This window comes from Nostoc sp. KVJ3, from assembly GCF_026127265.1.
Lineage (GTDB): Bacteria > Cyanobacteriota > Cyanobacteriia > Cyanobacteriales > Nostocaceae > Nostoc.
The window spans coordinates 2,068,079-2,087,222 of record NZ_WWFG01000002.1 but is presented as its reverse complement, the minus strand read 5'-3'; the positions used below and the strand labels follow the sequence as shown (position 1 = coordinate 2,087,222).

At 43.3% G+C, this 19,144-nt stretch carries 16 protein-coding genes and 1 pseudogene; 10 read left to right on the top strand and 7 right to left on the bottom strand.

The features are described from left to right. Positions 1–33: 33 nt before the first annotated feature. Positions 34–255, top strand: coding sequence for a hypothetical protein (locus GTQ43_RS24930; RefSeq protein WP_265275390.1), 222 nt, complete (start codon positions 34–36; stop codon positions 253–255). Positions 256–322: 67 nt separating this feature from the next. Here GTQ43_RS24930 and GTQ43_RS24925 read toward each other — a convergent pair whose 3' ends face one another. From GTQ43_RS24925 to GTQ43_RS24900, 6 genes are all read right to left on the bottom strand, one after another. Then, positions 323–565 carry a ferredoxin-thioredoxin reductase variable chain gene (locus tag GTQ43_RS24925; RefSeq protein WP_321162514.1) on the bottom strand — a complete coding sequence of 81 codons (243 nt, stop codon included), beginning with the start codon at positions 563–565 and terminating at the stop codon, positions 323–325. A gap of 441 nt (positions 566–1,006) precedes the next feature. Then, on the bottom strand, positions 1,007–2,398 hold the full coding sequence (locus tag GTQ43_RS24920; RefSeq protein ID WP_265275389.1) for a malic enzyme-like NAD(P)-binding protein: 1,392 nt from the start codon (positions 2,396–2,398) through the stop codon (positions 1,007–1,009). A 241-nt stretch (positions 2,399–2,639) separates the two neighbouring features. Further along, positions 2,640–3,332, bottom strand: coding sequence for a Uma2 family endonuclease (locus GTQ43_RS24915; RefSeq protein WP_265275388.1), 693 nt, complete (start codon positions 3,330–3,332; stop codon positions 2,640–2,642). A gap of 325 nt (positions 3,333–3,657) precedes the next feature. Continuing rightward, complete coding sequence (gene psbA, locus GTQ43_RS24910) at positions 3,658–4,740, bottom strand: photosystem II q(b) protein (protein ID WP_265275387.1); 1,083 nt, start codon at positions 4,738–4,740, stop codon at positions 3,658–3,660. Positions 4,741–5,080: 340 nt separating this feature from the next. Continuing rightward, positions 5,081–6,580 carry an MBOAT family O-acyltransferase gene (locus GTQ43_RS24905; RefSeq protein WP_265275386.1) on the bottom strand — a complete coding sequence of 500 codons (1,500 nt, stop codon included), beginning with the start codon at positions 6,578–6,580 and terminating at the stop codon, positions 5,081–5,083. 148 nt (positions 6,581–6,728) lie between these two features. Next, on the bottom strand, positions 6,729–9,740 hold the full coding sequence (locus GTQ43_RS24900) for a DUF1574 domain-containing protein (RefSeq protein WP_265275385.1): 3,012 nt from the start codon (positions 9,738–9,740) through the stop codon (positions 6,729–6,731). Positions 9,741–10,154: 414 nt separating this feature from the next. Here GTQ43_RS24900 and GTQ43_RS24895 point away from each other — a divergent pair, with 414 nt between their 5' ends. From GTQ43_RS24895 to GTQ43_RS24870, 6 genes and pseudogenes are all read left to right on the top strand, one after another. Next, entirely contained in the window at positions 10,155–10,391 is a 237-nt protein-coding gene (locus GTQ43_RS24895) for a hypothetical protein (RefSeq protein ID WP_265275384.1), read from the top strand. A gap of 101 nt (positions 10,392–10,492) precedes the next feature. Then, positions 10,493–13,581: pseudogene (gene ppc, locus GTQ43_RS24890) on the top strand (phosphoenolpyruvate carboxylase). 213 nt (positions 13,582–13,794) lie between these two features. After that, on the top strand, positions 13,795–14,049 hold the full coding sequence (locus GTQ43_RS24885) for a hypothetical protein (RefSeq protein WP_265275383.1): 255 nt from the start codon (positions 13,795–13,797) through the stop codon (positions 14,047–14,049). A gap of 191 nt (positions 14,050–14,240) precedes the next feature. After that, positions 14,241–14,546, top strand: a complete 306-nt coding sequence (locus GTQ43_RS24880; RefSeq protein WP_265275382.1) for a DUF4090 family protein — start codon at positions 14,241–14,243, stop codon at positions 14,544–14,546. 225 nt (positions 14,547–14,771) lie between these two features. Next, complete coding sequence (locus GTQ43_RS24875) at positions 14,772–15,926, top strand: hypothetical protein (RefSeq protein ID WP_265275381.1); 1,155 nt, start codon at positions 14,772–14,774, stop codon at positions 15,924–15,926. Positions 15,927–16,241: 315 nt separating this feature from the next. After that, positions 16,242–17,204 carry an aldo/keto reductase gene (locus tag GTQ43_RS24870; RefSeq protein ID WP_265275380.1) on the top strand — a complete coding sequence of 321 codons (963 nt, stop codon included), beginning with the start codon at positions 16,242–16,244 and terminating at the stop codon, positions 17,202–17,204. A gap of 47 nt (positions 17,205–17,251) precedes the next feature. Here the strand turns inward: GTQ43_RS24870 and GTQ43_RS24865 are convergent, their stop codons facing one another. Further along, complete coding sequence (locus GTQ43_RS24865) at positions 17,252–17,422, bottom strand: hypothetical protein (protein ID WP_265275379.1); 171 nt, start codon at positions 17,420–17,422, stop codon at positions 17,252–17,254. Between the two features lie 352 nt (positions 17,423–17,774). Between GTQ43_RS24865 and GTQ43_RS24860 the strand changes: the two genes are divergently transcribed. From GTQ43_RS24860 to GTQ43_RS24850, 3 genes are all read left to right on the top strand, one after another. Next, positions 17,775–18,149 carry a hypothetical protein gene (locus tag GTQ43_RS24860; protein WP_265275378.1) on the top strand — a complete coding sequence of 125 codons (375 nt, stop codon included), beginning with the start codon at positions 17,775–17,777 and terminating at the stop codon, positions 18,147–18,149. 226 nt (positions 18,150–18,375) lie between these two features. Further along, entirely contained in the window at positions 18,376–18,822 is a 447-nt protein-coding gene (locus GTQ43_RS24855) for a hypothetical protein (RefSeq protein ID WP_265275377.1), read from the top strand. Positions 18,823–18,975: 153 nt separating this feature from the next. Continuing rightward, complete coding sequence (locus tag GTQ43_RS24850; protein WP_265275376.1) at positions 18,976–19,143, top strand: hypothetical protein; 168 nt, start codon at positions 18,976–18,978, stop codon at positions 19,141–19,143. Position 19,144: the final 1 nt, after the last annotated feature.

The following is a 19,144-nucleotide window of genomic DNA, read 5'->3' as shown; positions in this document are numbered from 1 at the left end:
CTCGCGTCTCTAACTTCTAACTCAATTAACTTTATGTCTAAAAATTTACCCTATATTATGCCATCTCCTCAACCCCAAGTTGAGGAAGCTTTTGCCGCTTACCAAACAACCAATCAGTTCTACCACGAAGTTCGGTCAAGGTCAGAGTTTCAGCGTTATTGTGAATGGTATTATACAACAGCAGAACAAAATCGTCAAGAGCTTAAAAAAATGCGCGGCGAACTGAATATTTTTCAGTGGTTTCGCCGCCGATAATTCAGGAGTGCTGAGTAACCCCATAGATAAATCTAAGTCAGTTTTGAGTTAGCTGAAAATTAAAGCATTATAAAATCTCTAACTCATTTTCACGCAAATGGGCTTTAAACTTTTTACTAAACTGGACTACAATCGGCAGATTAGCGCTTACAGGTCTGCCTTGCCATTGGGTGGCAATATTTACTACATCGCCTTCTGTGCCTTTGATGTCAAAAGCCTGATTCCGATGTTCAGGGTGGTGATACACTACTACCGAATCTTTAACGCGAACGCGATCGCCAACTTTCATAACAACATTTACACCTAGCATTTGCTTTTCCACAAGTATCTGCTACAAAATATATGATTAAATCGCTTCAAATTTGATTTAATCAGCTATTTCTTGACGCTTCACAGGGGTGCGACGGCGCATTTAACCCTCTACGTCCAGGCACGTTTTAGCTATCCGTGCATATTTTGCAAGTTTTTGCCGCGTTAACGTTTATCGCTGCCACCCTTTGTTTTACCCTAAAACCAGAGCAACGAAAGAAAATGAAGCAATAATTCAGATGTGCTTAGTACTTTGGCAAGAGATATAAGCCTTTTATCTTCAGGGTATTTAAAACTTTACCTAATGTTAAAACTCTTCATGCAAATGAAGGGTTTTAACATTAGGTCAAGAGAATATTCTACACATATTCGCATACTGAGACCAGACTAAATCAGATCCGGCTAGGGGTTTCTAACCGCCGATTTTCCTGCCGCAATAGTGTTAATTATGAGCGATACCTTCTTGACGCGCTGCTTGCTGCACAGCCGCCGCAACAGCGTTAACGACGCGCTCATCAAAGACTGAAGGAATAATATGTTCCCGATCTAAGTCTGATGGCTTGACTAAAGAAGCGATCGCATTTGCGGCTTCTAGGTACATTGTGGTGGTAATTGTCTTGGCACGACAATCTAAAGCCCCACGGAATACCCCAGGAAAAGCCAGGACGTTATTGATTTGATTGGGGTAGTCACTGCGACCGGTAGCGATGACGGCAACATCCTTACTGATTAATTCTGGCTGGATCTCTGGAATGGGATTGGCCATTGCAAACACAATTGGGTCTTTCGCCATTGAATGTACCATCTCTGGTGTCAAAACTCCTGGGGCGCTGACACCAATAAACACATCTGCCCCTTGCATTGCCCCAGCTAATGTCCCCTGAGCTTTCACGGCAAATTCAAGTTTTTCTTCTGTCAAATCGGTGCGACTGGTAGAGATAATCCCTTTAGAATCGCACATCCAGATTTTTTCTGCCCCAGCTTTACGGAGTAACCGAGCGATCGCCACTCCTGCCGCTCCAGCACCGTTAATCACGATGCGGATTTCCGCCATTGACTTATGTACCAGTTTTAGGGAGTTAAACAATGCTGCCAAGGTGACAATCGCCGTTCCGTGTTGGTCATCATGAAAAACGGGGATATCTAACTCTTCGCGCAATCTCTTTTCAATTTCAAAGCAGCGAGGTGCAGCGATATCTTCTAAATTCACACCCCCAAAAACGGGCGCGATATTCTTAACTGTTTGGATAATCTCATCTGTATCTTGGGTGGCCAGACAAATGGGGAAAGCATCTAGCCCAGCAAATTCCTTGAATAGCATTGCTTTGCCTTCCATGACTGGGAGAGCCGCCTCTGGGCCGAGATTTCCCAATCCCAAAACGGCGCTACCATCAGTAACAATGGCAACAGTGTTTTGCTTGATAGTTAACTTGTAAACCTCCTCTGGATCTTGAGCGATCGCTGTACAAATTCGACCGACTCCGGGCGTGTAAGCCATTGCTAGATCGGAAACACTTTTCAGAGGGATTCTGCTAGTGATGCTGATTTTGCCACCGCGATGCAAGTTAAAGGTGCGATCGTAGACACTGAGTAACTTGATGTCTGGCAATGCTTTTACTGCTTGGACAATGGTTTCAGCGTGTTCGGTACTAGCTGCATCAACGGTAATATCGCGGGTTGATTCTTTGCGGCTTTGCTCGATTAAATCAATTTGACCGAGATTACCGCCAGTGGTTGCGATCGCCTGGGTTATAGAGGCTAACATTCCCACACGATTGGGAATCTGCAAGCGCAATGTCAAACTAAAACTAGAATTAGGAGTTAGGGCTGTCATATTGATTTGGGATTTTAAGTTTTAGATTTTATATTGAATTGAGACAAAAAATAAAATCTGAGATTTGTACTGATTGGAAACACAAAGTATATAGACTCTTGAGATCAGCTCAGTACTTGAGTTTCTTCACTGCTCACAGCTTTGATAGTTGTTTTATTTATACCAGTGCATTTACTAATATAAATGAGCAACAATTTAGTAATTGTATACAAATACAGCAGATATTTTTCTAAATTAAGTTTTACAAAGCTAAACCCTTAACAAAATCTGTGTGTTCTTTTGAATTTAACCCTTGTTGCAGCACTGCTAAAACTTGCGTCATATCCCCTGTAATTAGTGAGGTGACAGCTAACCACAAACCTGGAAATACCTGACTTTTAATTACACCATCTGCATCCGGTACAAGTAGCAAATATTCACCATTTTGCAAACAGAACCAGTCAAGTTTATTCTCTAAAGTCTGCCAGACGATATATTCCTGTACTCCGTTGCGACGGTAGGCGCGTTTTTTGTCGTACAAATCAATAGATGCACTACTAGCTGCTACTTCTGCGACTAATTCCGGTGCGCCTTCTATGTAATCATCTTCACTAATCTGTGCCTGTCCCCTAGATGGTTTATCTATCAACAGCAAAACATCAGGCTGTGGTTCATTATCTAAATCCAAGCGCACGGTAGTATTGTCGCCTAGTTCGACCCCTGGAGTGGAGACTTTGTAATTCCCTAACCAGATAATTAAGTTTCCATGAGGTAAACCATGATTTCTAAAACGCAGGGGTGATGCCACGTAGACTACTCCTTCGATTAATTCTGCTTTTTTATTAGGCATTGCTGTATAACGACGCTCAAATTCGTGGCGGGTTAAGCGATCGCCACTTTCTAAGGGAGGGGTAAAAGCGTTATTATTTAAGCTATGTTCCACAAAAGCCGCCATTTCCTGATTCCTCAAAGGTAAAAGCTACGTTTAGGTAAGTTTTAAGTGGGTATGCAAAAATATTTATGTCATTGCGAGCGTAATGAAATGTAGCGATCGCGAACAGCGTCTCCAAGAGTTGCAATTGCCAAAACCTTGCGTTCGCGAAGCGTGTCCGAAGGACTTATGCTTCATTCCGCTTTGCTCCATTCGCAATGACAAATGTATATTTAATTTTGCATTTACTACTTATGAAGCAGTTGTAGCTTGAATTTAACATGAAAATTCTCATGAAAAAACGCCCCCCATTTCTGGAGGGCGTTTTTTATTTAGCTAGTCTTCAGAATTAACCGTTGATAGCAGGAGCAGTCATTGCTACAGGAGTAACTTCACCAGCAGCTAAGTCTAGGGGGAAGTTGTGAGCGTTCCGCTCGTGCATTACTTCCATACCCAAGTTAGCGCGGTTGATTACGTCTGCCCAGGTGCTGATAACGCGACCTTGGGAGTCAATAATTGATTGGTTAAAGTTGAAACCGTTCAAGTTGAACGCCATCGTGCTGATACCCAAAGCGGTAAACCAGATACCAATGACAGGCCAAGCTGCGAGCAAGAAGTGCAATTGACGGCTGTTTTGAAATGATGCGTATTGGAAAATTAAACGACCGAAGTAGCCGTGTGCCGCAACGATGTTATAGGTTTCTTCTTCTTGACCGAACTTGTAACCGTAGTTTAGTGATTCGGTTTCGGTGGTTTCACGCACCAAGGAAGAAGTTACTAGAGAACCGTGCATCGCAGAGAACAAGCTACCGCCGAATACACCAGCTACACCTAACATGTGGAAGGGGTGCATCAAGATGTTATGTTCTGCTTGGAACACAATCATGAAGTTGAAGGTTCCAGAGATACCCAAAGGCATACCATCAGAGAAAGAACCTTGACCGATTGGGTAGATCAAGAATACTGCACAAGCAGAAGCCAAAGGTGCGCTGTAAGCTACGCAGATCCAAGGACGCATACCTAAGCGGTAAGAAAGTTCCCACTGACGACCCAGGTAGCAAGCGCAACCGATCAAGAAGTGGAAAACTACCAACTGGTAAGGGCCACCGTTGTACAACCACTCATCTAAGGAAGCAGCTTCCCAAATTGGGTAGAAGTGCAAACCAATAGCGTTGGAGGAAGGAACAACTGCACCGGAAATAATGTTATTCCCATAGATTAAAGAACCTGCAACTGGTTCGCGGATACCATCAATGTCTACTGGAGGTGCTGCGATGAATGCGATTACGAAGCAAGCAGTAGCAGCTATTAGGGTTGGGATCATTAAAACACCAAACCAACCGATGTAGATCCGGTTGTCAGTGCTGGTAATCCACTCGCAAAAGCGATCCCATACGTTAGCGTCGGAGCGCCGTTGTAAGGTTGTGGTCATGGTTTTATAAGTGCTGTTTTTTGTTAAAAATGGAACAAGCAGATTTTATTTTTGCCTGTTGAATTAAAGTCTACATGAAATTACTTTGACGCGATCTTTGACTTAATATTCTGTAATAAAATTCTTTAACAAGTTAATCGAAGTGTAAAGTTTTTCTACTATTGCTCATAGTGATAAAAGTAAGGATTAAGGCTTTTTCAGCGATTTTAAGCTATAGCTTTCAATGACGCGATCGCCTAGTTTATTGTCTTTACATTCCTTTACAAATAACCCCAACTAATTTGTAACAAAATAATAAGTTGTACATTGTCTTATGTTGCTGTTGATTGTTTGTAGAAACTTAAAAATCAAAGTAGATGTAGGGCAAACTGCCTTCAGGAGCTAATAACCAAACAGCGTAGAAACATAGAGGTACAAAGACAAGCTTAATGGGCCAGTTAAACTCTAACTTCAGCATTCGGTTGAAGGCATAGACTACAGCCATAAGAGCAGCTAAAGTTAGAAGTATCCAAGTGAGTTGGTATTGGCTGATATTTAAGGCATCCACATAGACCTTTTGAGCAAACTGAGCATCAGCCGGATAACCCCAAAGGTGTCGAATTACCAAAGAAGAGTCTTCGAGATTAGGTAGACGGAACCAAATCCAAGAGGTAAAAACCATCAGTTGGGTTAAGAACCAAGCAACGAAGATCCCTAGAGGATTTTGCCAGAAATGTTCTAGTTTTTCAAAGCGATCGCTCATGGCATCTGTAAGTCGATGAACCACCAAGGCTAACCCGTGGAATATGCCCCAAACTACATAACCCAAAGCAGCGCCGTGCCAGATACCAGCGATTAGCATTACAGTAAATAAATTCCAGCAGGTACGGACTAAACCCTGACGCGAACCACCTAAAGGAAAGTAGACATAGTTACGTAGCCAATCTCCTAGAGTGATATGCCAGCGCCGCCAGAATTCTCCAATACTGGCGCTAAAGTAGGGAAAGTCAAAATTTTCAGGTAAAACTAAGCCGAAAAGCAAAGCACTGCCACGGGCAATATCTACATAACCGTTGAAATCTAGATATAACTGCAAGCCGTAGGCGAATGTCGCTAACCAGAGATCGGTACTACCCGCCCGTTGTAAGTTACCAAAACATAAATCGACAAAAATTCCCAGATGGTCTGCAAAAATACCTTTCTTGACTGCGCCTCTAGCAATTAACCATAGCGCCTGTGCTACTCTATCGGCACTGGGAAATTCTAGCGTATTGAATTGATTTGCTAAGTTGTGGTAGCGCGTAATTGGGCCGGAAATCAGTTTTGCAAAGAATAATTTGTAGGTGGCAAATTTGAGAAACTGATCGCTAGCAGGCGCACCGCGATAGACATCTATTAAATAAGCAATGCATTCAAAGGTAAAAAATGAAATACCCAAAGGTGCAATCAATTTAAAAGAGCTATCTGGTGAGTTTGTTTGGATATTGAAAACAAACTTAAATAAAGGGGTGAAATACTTAAAAGCTAATAATAGTAAAACATTGAGAGTTATACCTAGCCACAAAACTTTTAGACGACGACGATTCCAATCACCTTGAGCAAATTGCCATTCTTCATTAGAGATTTGCCAGTCAAGAGAATGTTTACCTGGTGATGTATTTTTACCAATTTCCAGCCCTACACGAAAATTAATAAATGTCAATGCTAATAGCAATGGTATGTACTGGATATGCAAAGATGAATAGAAAACTAAACTAGCAATTAGCAGCGTCCACAATCGTAATTTTTCTTGTGCTAAAGACCAGTAAATCCCTAAAACACTCAGCAAGAATAGCCCATAGAAAATTGATATAAAGTTCATTTTTTAGTCATTTGTTATTTGTTATTTGTTATTGGGCATGGGGCATTGGCCAAAGAAGGGCATAGGCTATTGGACAGAATTAAAATTACCTCTTTTCTCTTATTTCCTTCATCTTCCCCTGCTCTCCTGCTCCCCTGCCTTCCTATCCTTACTTCACTGGCCAAGGAATCATGGGATCGTTAGCCAGCTTTTTGGAGACTTCGTATGCTCCAAAGCGGTTGAGGTGGCTGGGATCGGAAAAGTAGTCATTGGCTTTTGGCCACCTTTGGCTCAAATCTCGATAGATAAAGTTGGGATTAGTCGCTTGACGCAACATATATTGCTGAAATTCTTGCTCATATCCTCTACGCACTGGATCTAAATAATCTGCTGTGAGAGGCATGTTGACAAACACTAAGGAAATTTTTTGAGACTGGGTAAACTGAAGCACTTCTTGGAAAGCAGTATCTTGCTGTCCTTCTATTTGAAAAGATTTATAGTCGTTGTCGTAATTTCCGGGAACTCTAGAATGTTTTTGATAGTATCTAGCAGGATTGAAGCGGATTGACAAAGGTAGAAAGCCATCAAAATCAACTGCTTGCTGGGAAATACTTTCATCTGAAGTACCGTCTGTTAGCTGTTTTTGTGATGCAACTGGCTGATTGCCGCCAAGTGTTAGCAGTTGTTTTTGGAGTAAACTTTTAATTTGGTCGCGGTTTTGATAGCTAGCAGAAAGAGATGCCAGAGCTTGATTTAATGAATCATTGACAGCTTGATAGGTGCTAACTTCCTGTTTTTGTTCTTTTACCTTCTGTTCTTCCGAATTTTCCTGATTTTTGGGTGAATCACTGTTATTCGCAGTTTCTGGTGCTTTTTGGAATGCTTGTTTATAACCAGCTGATGCAGCAATGGATTTAAAGGTAATATCCTCGCGTCCACCGTTGAAAGCACGGGAGCCATCTGCCCAAACAATTATTTTAGGCAGTTCTGATGGTTCTAGTACGTGGCGAAGCAAAAAGTCTACAACTTGTGCAGTAGCACCGTTGATGCCAAAGTTAAATACGTCAATATTTGGATAACCTTGAGTCGCTAAAGCTTTAGAAAGTTCTCCTGGATCTACTCCTCTGAGGGCGCGGGAGGAACCAATAACCAATACATCTGGCGGTGTACCATTTATAGCCAAACGCTGTTTATACAGTGCTAGTTGCTCATCTAACTGCCTGACATTGAAACTTGGCATCTGCGATCGCGCTGCTAAAAGAATAGCTGTTGCGGTTGCTTTTTCTTTCAGTGGTGCGGCTGCCAAATTCTGTGTCGGGGTATCATCCCTTTGGGTAAATTCCGAAGCATTAAATACAGAACTCTGATTTGGAGGAGATTTTGTTTTAGAAGTGCTGCTAAAAAATTTCGTTTTCTCGCTCTGAGTTTTCCCAGATGTCAAAGATACCTTTTGCCCAGATGATGAAGGTAAGGCACTGGCCACTTTTGACGAACTCGGCGTAGTCTGTGCAATAATTCGACCCAATACCCAATCAGTTTGCAGGGTGAGTAATAATCCTAATGTCCCCCAAACTAGAGCAATCTTAAGTCCTTGATTGTCAGGGCTTTGTTCTGCTGGCTGGTCGCTTTCAGTAAATAACTGGCTTTTTAACAGGAATCTTTTCGCGGTTGCACTTGCAGTTGCTATCCAATCTCGCGCTACTTCTGTTACAAAACTTTGAACTTCTTCTGTTGTTAAGTCGGGGCGCAAAATTGGCTCACTAGTCTCAGAGGTTACTAAATCATTAACGTATTTAGAAGTAGCAGCGAATTCTGGGGTTGCTTCTGGTACTAAACGTTGGCGATGTTCAAGATCGACACCATAGTGCCAAAAAGGTTCTTTATTCCCAGCCCGGCGACCGTAGACACGTATTCCCATAATACCGGGAATCTTCAACAGGCGGATAAACTGCGTAATTTTACTTGCTACTTGTTGACGCGCTGGACAAACAGGCGCATCACATAAGATATGTAGTAAATCATTTTTGTTTAGCAAAAGGACACGAATTCCCCCTGTCAATAAACGCCAATCCAGGTCAGGATTGAGTAAACGCTCTAATAAAAATACGATCGCTGATTGATCGCCAGTACTTGCCAAATCTAGGGGTGATGTGGCGAAGACGGGATGGGTTGTGGCGGGTAAAGCTAGCCAATCAATCCAAGTGGGTTGCTTGTCACCTGCTTTTTGCCCGTAGATGGTGGCGGCGAGAATGCCTTGGGGGGCGATCGCTTCTAGCTGGGGGGCAATCGCCTCTAAGCACACTACCTTGTCAGGGATTGGGGCATTTCCTAAAGGATCGAAAGCTGGGATACAAAAGATATGTAGGGTTGATTCTTTTAGCGAAACTTGGACAGCAACTTTTAACCCTGATAGTACCTCAGTTAATAATCGAGCGATCGCTTGGACATCTCCCCAACGCGCCCATTCTTTCAGCATTACCTCTGGCGGTGTCAAATCCACCCGTAGCAGCCAATCAGGGGCAGTTTCGCCCTTCACTTGGGAAACAATTATGGCATCTTGATAGCCCGAAAGCTTGAGATAACGCAATTTCTGTGCTATTGGTTCCGCAAGCAAGGATGCATCGGGGCTATAGCTGGACTGGCAAAATATCCACAGGCGATTTTCTTCTGGCTGAGAGTTCTTTGATTTATATGGCTTAATCTTAGCTAGTACCGATACACCTAACGTACTCAGAGTTTCGCTGAGATATCTAGCGATCGCCTCTGGGTTGCCTTGGCGTGCCAAACTTTCGTTAGAGACAATCAGCGCCCCACCCGATTGTTTTGATTTTTCCGAGTCTGCTAGCAAGGCTTGCTCTACTTGCTCCAGATGCTTATCTATTTGATTTAAGTAAACCCGATGGCACCATTTGGGGCGCTGTTCCCCTTTTCTTCGGCCATAGACAAATACTTGATATATTGAGGTTTGTTCGCTGCTTGTAAGGACATCTAAGTTTGTTTGCTGTAGTGCTTGCAGCAAGTCAGACAAAGTACGCCAACGCTGCGGACATTCTGTACCTTCACAAAGAATATGAAGATCGTTTCCCCGTAACCGGACTTTCACCCCGAAAGTGTTGATCCCTGTGGCTTGGCTTACCCATTGCACTAAGGATTGCTGGCGATCTGGTAATACTGTTTTCATGGGCAGTTAACTTTACAAGAAGCGATTGTTAGGGGATAGTGCTTGCACTTGTAAACTAGAACCATCTGTTTATCACACTCTGACGTTTTTTTTTAACAATTTTGTTACCTTCGAAGCTCACAAAATCGGCCAAGATAGTCTTGTACAGGTTGCAAGTCTGACTAAGATTGAGTTTTGCGTTTATTTTACTAATAGGGAGTCAGAATTCAGAAGTCAGAAGTCAGAATAATTCTATATGACTAGCTGATGATTGTCCTTTAATGCCGGACTCGCGTCTACCGCCTCTGATGGACAAAATAGACAACAAGTTTATCTCATTTAAACTTCATCCCTCGATCGTTGGAGTTTTCTTAACTCCTGTACAGACGCGATTCATCGCCTCTCTACTCATATTCCCATAACCAAAAATTAGCAATGCCTCCTGCCAACCAACAACCCCCAACTAACCCGCCAGCCAATCCCGATTTATTTACCATTCCCCAATCATTCCTTTTACAAATAGGTACAGCGTCTATATTACTGCTGCTGATTACCGGAAAAACCACCGTCAGGGCACTAGAAACCATAGGGGAAGCCAGTGAAGAATTATTTCGCGGCGATCGCCTACCCATTCTCGACTTCCCAGAGGAGCGCGAAACTAATCAAACTTAGAAAATATACACCAAATAATTATTTGCTCAGGAATAACCCGATGAGCATTCAGTAGAAAACCTAGAAGCGTAAACAGTAATTAGCTTTACAAGATAGAGAATATGGGTTCCCTTTTATACTCTTCGTCTCAAACTGCGGATATATACCCGGTGTCGGAATTATTTTTGCGTCATCGTCTCCAGGTAGTGGAAGAATTGTGGGAGTCAGTTCTCCGGCAAGAATGCGGTCAAAACATGGTAGAGTTGTTGCGGCAGTTGCGCGATTTGTGTTCGCCAGAAGGACAGGCAACAAATGACCAAGCATCGTCTGCCGTCAAATTAATTGAACAACTAAATATTAACGAAGCAATCCGCGCCGCTCGTGCTTTCGCTCTGTATTTTCAGCTGATTAACATCATTGAGCAGGAATACGAGCAACGGCAGCAACTGAGTCGCTATGAGGCAGAAACAGAAGCTACAGATGCAGAAAGAGCATCTAATGTCAACTATTCTTCCAATCAAAGAGAAAATGACGCACCTGTTAGCAACGGACTAGCAGCAGAATTGCTGACAAAGAATTATCTAGAAAAAGCGCAAGTTAAACCAAAAGGGACTTTTGCGGCTTTGTTTCCTTATTTATTCAAACTGAATGTACCACCCCAGCAAATTCAGCGTCTAATTGCTCATCTGGATGTGCGCTTAGTTTTCACAGCGCACCCGACGGAAATTGTTCGTCATACCATCCGCGATAAGCAGCGACAAGTGGTGCAACTTTTGCAAAAACTGGATGCCTTGGAAAACCATTCTGGTGCTGCATCTGGGGGATATGCTTGGGAAGCAGCAGATGTCCGCGAACAATTGCTCGAAGAAATTCGCCTCTGGTGGCGCACGGACGAACTTCATCAGTTCAAACCCACTGTGTTAGATGAAGTAGATTATGCCCTGCACTACTTCCAGGAAGTTTTATTTGATGGTATTCCTCAACTTTATAAACGTTTTAAACACACCTTATCTAATACCTTTCCTTGGCTAGAACCACCGAGTAAAAACTTTTGCTCTTTCGGTTCCTGGGTAGGTTCAGACAGAGATGGAAACCCATCAGTCACACCAGAAGTCACCTGGCAAACAGCTTGCTATCAGCGCAAAATGGTGCTAGGAAAATATATTCAGTCAGTAAAAAATCTGATTGAATTGTTGAGTGTGTCGATGCACTGGAGTGATGTCTTACCAGATTTACTAGAATCTCTAGAGTTAGATCAGTCCCAGTTGAGTGAGGTATACGACGCACTGGCGCTGCGTTATCGACAAGAACCCTATCGGTTGAAACTGGCTTATGTGTTGAGACGACTAGAAAATACTCGCGATCGCAATCTGGCTTTGTACAATCGGGAAACGCCAAAAAATCAAGATAGCCCCCTATATCGTTCGGGAGACGATTTTTTAGCAGAACTGCGGATGATTCAGCGCAACTTGACAGAAACGGGTTTAAGCTGTCGAGATTTAGAAAATCTCATCTGTCAAGTAGAAATTTTTGGCTTTAACTTGACACAGCTAGATATTCGCCAAGAATCATCCCGCCACGCCGATGCGCTGAATGAAATACTGGAATACCTGCAAATATTACCTCAATCTTACAACGAACTATCTGAGGAGCAAAAAGTTGCTTGGCTGACAGGAGAACTGCAAACTAGGCGGCCGTTAATTCCGGCAGAATTGCCATTTTCGGAAAAAACCAACGATGTCATTGAAACCTTTCGCGTGGTGCGATCGCTGCAACAAGAATTTGGTCTCAACATCTGCCAAACTTACATTATTAGTATGTGCCGCGATGTCAGCGATGTGCTAGAAGTATTGCTTTTAGCCAAAGAAGCCAGACTTTTTGACCCCGCCATAGCTGTGGGAACCATTCAAGTTATCCCTCTATTTGAGACAGTAGAAGACTTACAACGCTCCCGAAGCGTGATGCGAAAACTGTTTGAACTCCCGTTATATCGCGCTTTATTAGCCGGCGGCTACGAACAGACAAAAGCAGAGAGTATTGTGGATGAAAACTTGTCCTCCCCTGCCTCCCCTGCCCCCCTGCCCCATCCTCCCCCCTCACCCCTAACTTACAAGAAGTGATGTTGGGGTATTCTGACAGCAATAAAGACTCTGGTTTTTTAAGCAGCAACTGGGAAATTCATAAAGCTCAAAAATCACTGCAACAAATCGCAGAAAACTACGATCTAAATTTGCGGATTTTCCACGGACGCGGCGGTTCTGTAGGGCGGGGTGGTGGCCCTGCTTACGAGGCGATTTTAGCTCAACCTGGTCATAGTATTAATGGGCGAATCAAGATTACCGAACAAGGAGAAGTTTTAGCTTCCAAATATTCCTTGTTGGACTTGGCTTTGTACCATATGGAAACCATCACCACAGCTGTGATTCAAGCTAGCCTGTTGCGGACAGGGTTTGATGATATTGAGCCGTGGAATGAAATTATGGAAGAATTAGCAGCGCGATCGCGTCAACATTATCGGGCTTTAATCTACGAACAGCCTGATTTTGTTGACTTCTTTCATGAAATAACCCCCATTGAAGAAATTAGCCAGCTACAAATTAGTTCTCGTCCAGCCCGCCGTCCATCTGGGAAGAAAGATTTAAGCAGTCTGCGAGCTATTCCTTGGGTATTTAGCTGGACACAAACCCGCTTTTTACTTCCTTCCTGGTATGGGGTTGGCACAGCTGTACAAGAATTCTTGAACGAAGAACCAGAAGAACACTTGAAATTGCTGCGCTACTTTTACGTGAAGTGGCCATTTTTCAAGATGGTGATTTCTAAAGCCGAGATGACTTTGGCAAAAGTAGATATGCAAATGGCACATCACTACGTTCAGGAATTGTCAAAACCAGAAGATCGACTTCGTTTTGCCAAAGTTTTTGACCAAATTGCCAGCGAGTTCTATCTCACAAGAGATTTGGTGTTAAAAATTACCGATCACAATCGATTGTTAGATGGCGATCCTGTCTTGCAACGATCTGTGCAGTTACGCAATGGCACAATTGTCCCCTTGGGATTTATCCAAGTTTCCCTGCTCAAACGCCTACGACAGTCTATGAATAGTAATGCGACTTCTGGAGTCATTCATTCTCGTTACAGCAAAGGCGAGTTACTACGAGGAGCATTGTTAACTATTAATGGGATTGCAGCTGGGATGAGAAATACGGGTTGATTGGGAATGGGGAGTGAGGCAGGGGAGGCAGGGGGAGCAGGGGGGCAGGGGAGGCAGGGGAGGCAGGAGGAGCAGGGGGGCAGGGGAGGCAGGGGAGGCAGGAGGAGCCAGGGGAGGCAGGGGAGGTAGGGGGAGCAGGGGGAGAATTCGTAACTCTTCACTCTGCACTCAGCACTCGGAACTGTTTTGCCCAATGCTCAATGCCTAATACAAATGATCAAAAACAGGATTTTTATTTGCACTTTTTTGGCGCTATCATCAGGTTTTTTTGGTGCTTACACCAGTGGGCAAATCACCCTAATGCTGCATAGCCAAAAGTGTCAAAATCAACCTTGGGGTTTACAAGAGATGTGCAACGCTTGGATGACACCAGGAGCAGTATGGCAAGGTAGCACAACCGGACTATGGACAGGAACAATCTTAGGGGCGTTTGTTGGTGGTTTGGTGACGCGACAAACTCGTAATTAGCCTTGGCAATGGAATTCGCTGCTAGACAAACGAATGCGAACAGCGTCTCGTAGAGAAGCCCACCTCCGTGGGCTAAGAGCAAATTAAGGTTTTTTAACCCACCTCTATGGGTTTTGCCTTGTTTAGATGCGGTTTTGAACCGCTCTTTTAACTGGTAAAATCTACCCATAGCGAAAAAGAGCAAAATCACCATGCCTACTGAAACTAACCCAGGGAATCAAACTACCACGGGTGCTGATGCTATTGATGAAGCGATCGCACAGGGAATTGATTTTGATGGTTCTCCCATTCCAACTGCCAAATTAGAACTTTATGGTAAAGTTATGGCGCTAGAAGGCAATAGACAGCGCAGTGGGGTATCAAATACTATGCGATCGCGCATTGTGCGAATTGGTGCAAAACATATTCCCCAAGGAGAACTTGACCAATTACTTGTAGATGCTGGTTTCGCACCCCTCAAAGAAAAAGAAATTGCCTTTTTTTATAGCGGAAAATAACTATAGCAGCACAACACAGTCAGGGCTAAGATAATTCGCGGCTACACAAACAAGTAAAGTAGCCGCGAAATCTCTGTAAAGAAACGAACCATTAACCCATCCATAACCTATATGTCATTGGCAATCCGGTAATCTAATTTCCTAACTTCAATGGTGTGGGTAAGGGCAAGAGCTAATTGTCCAAAATGCGCTCACCAGCCCAAAGAATAATCAAGGATATAGATTGTGACAAAGGTTAAATACTCAGTGTTTCAACATATCATCACTGCGCGTTTACTGCGTAAAATATGTTTACTGGCGCTGACTGTGCCGTTGCTGGCAAGTTCTACAATCGGTTTGGCAACTGCCAACGAGAAGGAGTCCGAGTACGAAGGTGAGAACGAGACATACGCCATCGGACTTTGGGGCGATCTCCCCTACTCGGATATTCAGGCAACAACGGGAGTCCCAAACCTCATCGCTGATATGAACGCGCAAAACCTGGCTTTCACTGTCCACGACGGCGACCTGAAGGCGGGTAATTCTATACCCGGCTCGGTTACGCCGACTAAGTGCAGTAATGAACTCTACACCCAGGCACTCGGCTACTTTAACTCCCTGAAAGCACCAGCAGCCTTTACCCCAGGCGATAACGATTGGACTGATTGCGATCGCCCCTCAAATGGTGGATTCAACTCACGCGATCGCCTCGACTACGAGCGTCAGGTATTCTTCAGCACAAAGTTTTCCCTTGGGCAGCGTCGGCTAGTACAGGAGGTGCAAACAACACCACTGTGTCTTGGTGCAAACGGTGCAGTACCCTGTGTTGAAAACCGCCGCTGGACGGTTGGTCGTGTTACTTATGCGACACTCAATATTCAGGGTTCGTGCAACAACCTATGCGACACTGCGCCCGATCCAGATGAGTATGCAGCGCGAAACACGGCTGATATTGCATGGATGAAAGAGACTTTTCAAGCGGCAAAGACACGCAACTCGGTGGCAGTTATGTTTATCTCCCAGGGCGATCCGGGGTGGGATCTAACCGATGGAACCAGAGCGCCTTTGCGCGATCCGAAGACACTCGCGGAAACTGATGGACAGCCTGATGGCTTCAAGGACTTTTTATTAGCGTTCCGCCAAGAGGCGATCGCTTTCCGTAAACCGATTGCCTATGTATACGGTGACTCACATTACTACCGCGTTGACAAGCCATTTCTGGATGCTCAAGGCAGACGCATCGAGAACTTCACTCGTGTCGAGACATTTGGCGACAATGCGGCGAATGGCACTAACGATGTAAATTGGGTCAAAGTGACCGTAAATCCTCGTAGCCGAGAAGTATTTTCCTATCAGCCACAGATTGTTCCTGGCAATCGAGTAGCAGTTCCGTCTCCGTAATCTACACAGTTTCTAATTGTTGGGAACTACAAACATAAAAGCTCAAAACTGCAATTTTGAGTTTTTACGGGATAGCCCAAACCTTGATTTTTCGATAGGGGCAATTCATGATTTGCCCCTACCGCATATAGTTTTGCGTAAGTTCTATCTTTACCTCACACATTCCAAATTGCCATCCATATTTTGACTTCTTAAATATTTTCCTCATCGCGTCAAAAAGTGTATCTTCAGCATGATATTGTCAACTTTCTCTTGCGCTTGAATTAGCACACAGCTATATGTACTTAAGAAATAGCTGACACACAAGGAGAACACATGTCAGGAACTACGCCAAATTCCGAAATGCTATATCGAGTTCTCGGCAGTACAGGAGAGAAAGTTTCTGCAATTGGATTAGGTGGTTGGCACATCGGCTTGAAAAATGTTGATGAACAACTGGGTATCCGCATTGTGAGAACAGCGATCGATCGCGGCATCACCTTTATGGATAACAGTTGGGATTACAACGGGGGAGTCAGCGAAATTCGGATGGGAAAAGCGCTGCGCGATCGTTATCGCGATCAAGTTTTCCTGATGACGAAAATCGACGGGCGCTCTAAAAAAGAAGCAGCAAAACAGCTAGATGAATCACTTCAACGTCTGCAAGTGGATTGTATCGATCTGGTTCAGCACCACGAAATTATTCGGTACGAAGATCCCCATCGAGTTTTTGATGAAGAAGGGGCAAATGCTGCCTTAATTGAAGCACGGGAAGCCGGAAAAATCAGATACATTGGTTTCACTGGGCACAAAGATCCCCATGTTCACCTGCATATGCTGGAAATTGCCGCCGCTCAAGGGTTTAAATTTGATACGGCTCAGATGCCGCTCAATGTTATGGATGCTCATTACCGAAGCTTTGCAAAGCTGGTTGTGCCAGAACTGGTAAAGCAAAACATTGGTGTTCTGGGAATGAAAAGTATGGCAAACGGTATTCTTTTAAAGTCAAATACTGTAACGCCGATTGAGTGTTTACACTATGCTTTAAATCTGCCAACATCGGTTGTGATTACCGGAATTGACAGCATGGAGATTTTAGAGCAAGCCTTTGAAGCAGTACGGACATTTCAGCCAATGAATGACGAGCAAGTGCGATCGCTCTTAGCAAAAACAGCAAAAGCAGCATCACGCGGACAGTTTGAGCCTTTCAAAACCTCATCAATTTTCGACAGCACCGCCCAAAATCCAGATTGGCTAGGAGAGGAGCCAAAGCGCATCCAGCAATTGATGCCAGCGTGATGCTTTCTTAGTGTTGTCTCTAAAGAAGTTCACAAAATTATACAACACTAAAACATCTTGCCATTTAATAATTGCATTGTCACGCTATTTAATGCAACTTCTGACAATGCCATTGTTTTAACTGACAATGCCATTGTTTCAACTGACAATCCCATTGTTTTAACTGACAATGCCATTGTTTTGACTGACAATGCCATTGTTTCAACTGACAATGCCATTGCGTAAACCTGCAAAAATAAACTCACGCTTTTTTTAACTTTGTTTTAAGTAGTTGGACAAAAATATTTACATTCATTGTGAACGCTTCATTCGCAATGACATTGTGTAATTCATTCTGTCTAAGTACTTAGGGATTTCCAAGAAATAAATTATCCAAAGAAACGAACCACAGAGGCGCAGAGAACACAGAGAGAGGAAAAATACAGAGGTTTTTGCGTCAGTTTTGGGATATTTTTTTCTTTGGAAGTCCCTTATCTAAAATCTGTCCATCTTCAGGGCGTACATCTGTGCAACTGTTAGTTATATTGTTTTAATGGGCACAATAATAATGTCACTTATACCAGTATATATATGCCTGTTCAGGATAAAACACGCCGTTTACCCTCTCAATCAATTAGTCAAGATATAACGTCATTGCACGGTTTGCAAACCATCAGTACATACAATACAACCCGTGCTGATGCGTCTTTAGCAAATTTACAACAAGCTTATCAGGCTATGTTGGTGCAGCAACAAGCCGAAACCGAGAAACTAACTTTATACCGTGCTGCTGCTGATGCTGCGCGATTAGCAGAATGGGAATTTCATAATGCTGTGTTAGCCATGAAAGAAGTTGTGCGCGGACAATATGGATCGGATAGCAATCAAGCTCAAGCAGTTGGACTGAAGAAAAAATCAGAACGCAAGCGTCCCAACCGGAAAAAGTCAGTTGAGATCGCAAGTTAATTAACTGAACAGCGATCGCTAACTTTTCCCCAAGTGCGATCGCCCATATCTAAAATCCCGTAACCTGTTTAATTACCAGTAAAAAATCTTGACTCAAATTTCAATCTATCAAAATAGTGAACTTGTTTCATGACTAATGACGCAACAACTTCTATCTATAGATCGATATGGCAAATAAACTAAATGAAGTAGAAATAGTATACTAAATCACATGAGATTGTATTCTATGAAATCGAATTATTTTACAAAACAGCTTTCCACGGTAAAACGCTGGATGGCCACAACACTGTTTTGTATGTTAGCGATCGCTTTCGTTTGGCAAGGTGCATTTTTCTCGAACACCTCAGCAATGGCTGAACCTGCTGCAACCTTGATTGCATCAAAAGACATAGGCGACAAAGTTCAAGATAAAACCAGTGAAGATGCTGGACGAGCCAAGAATTTTATCCAAGGTACAGCAGATAAAGTTAAGCAAGCTGCCAAGGACAACGCCGGCAAAGTTGACCAAGCAACAGACAGTGGTAGTTTTGCTGAACGCAAAGCCAAGAGAGATGCCGCTAAAATTCAGAAAAGAGCAAATGAAGATTCTGCTCGCACACAGAAAGCAGTAGACAACACAAAGAACGCTGTCGAACGCACTGTTGATAACATCAAGGATGCTTTTGGTAAATAGAGAATAAATTATAGTAATTCTCAATCATCCATGAGAGATTAGATCCCCGACTTCTTTGAGAAGTTGGGGATCTTGTTCTTTACGAAGATTATCGTACCGACATTAACTGCGATCGCAGATAAAACTAGCTTCTTTTACTGAACATAAGAAAAAATGGAAACGAGATATTTCAATACGGTTCGGTTAAGGTTATTTGATGAAAAAATAGATTCCCAAGACGCGATAAATCGCCGTCAGGACGAAGCACTGATTATTCTAAAGACGGCGATTTATCGCGTCTCTTGCCTTAACCGAACAGTATTGCGAGATATTTATATTTAAC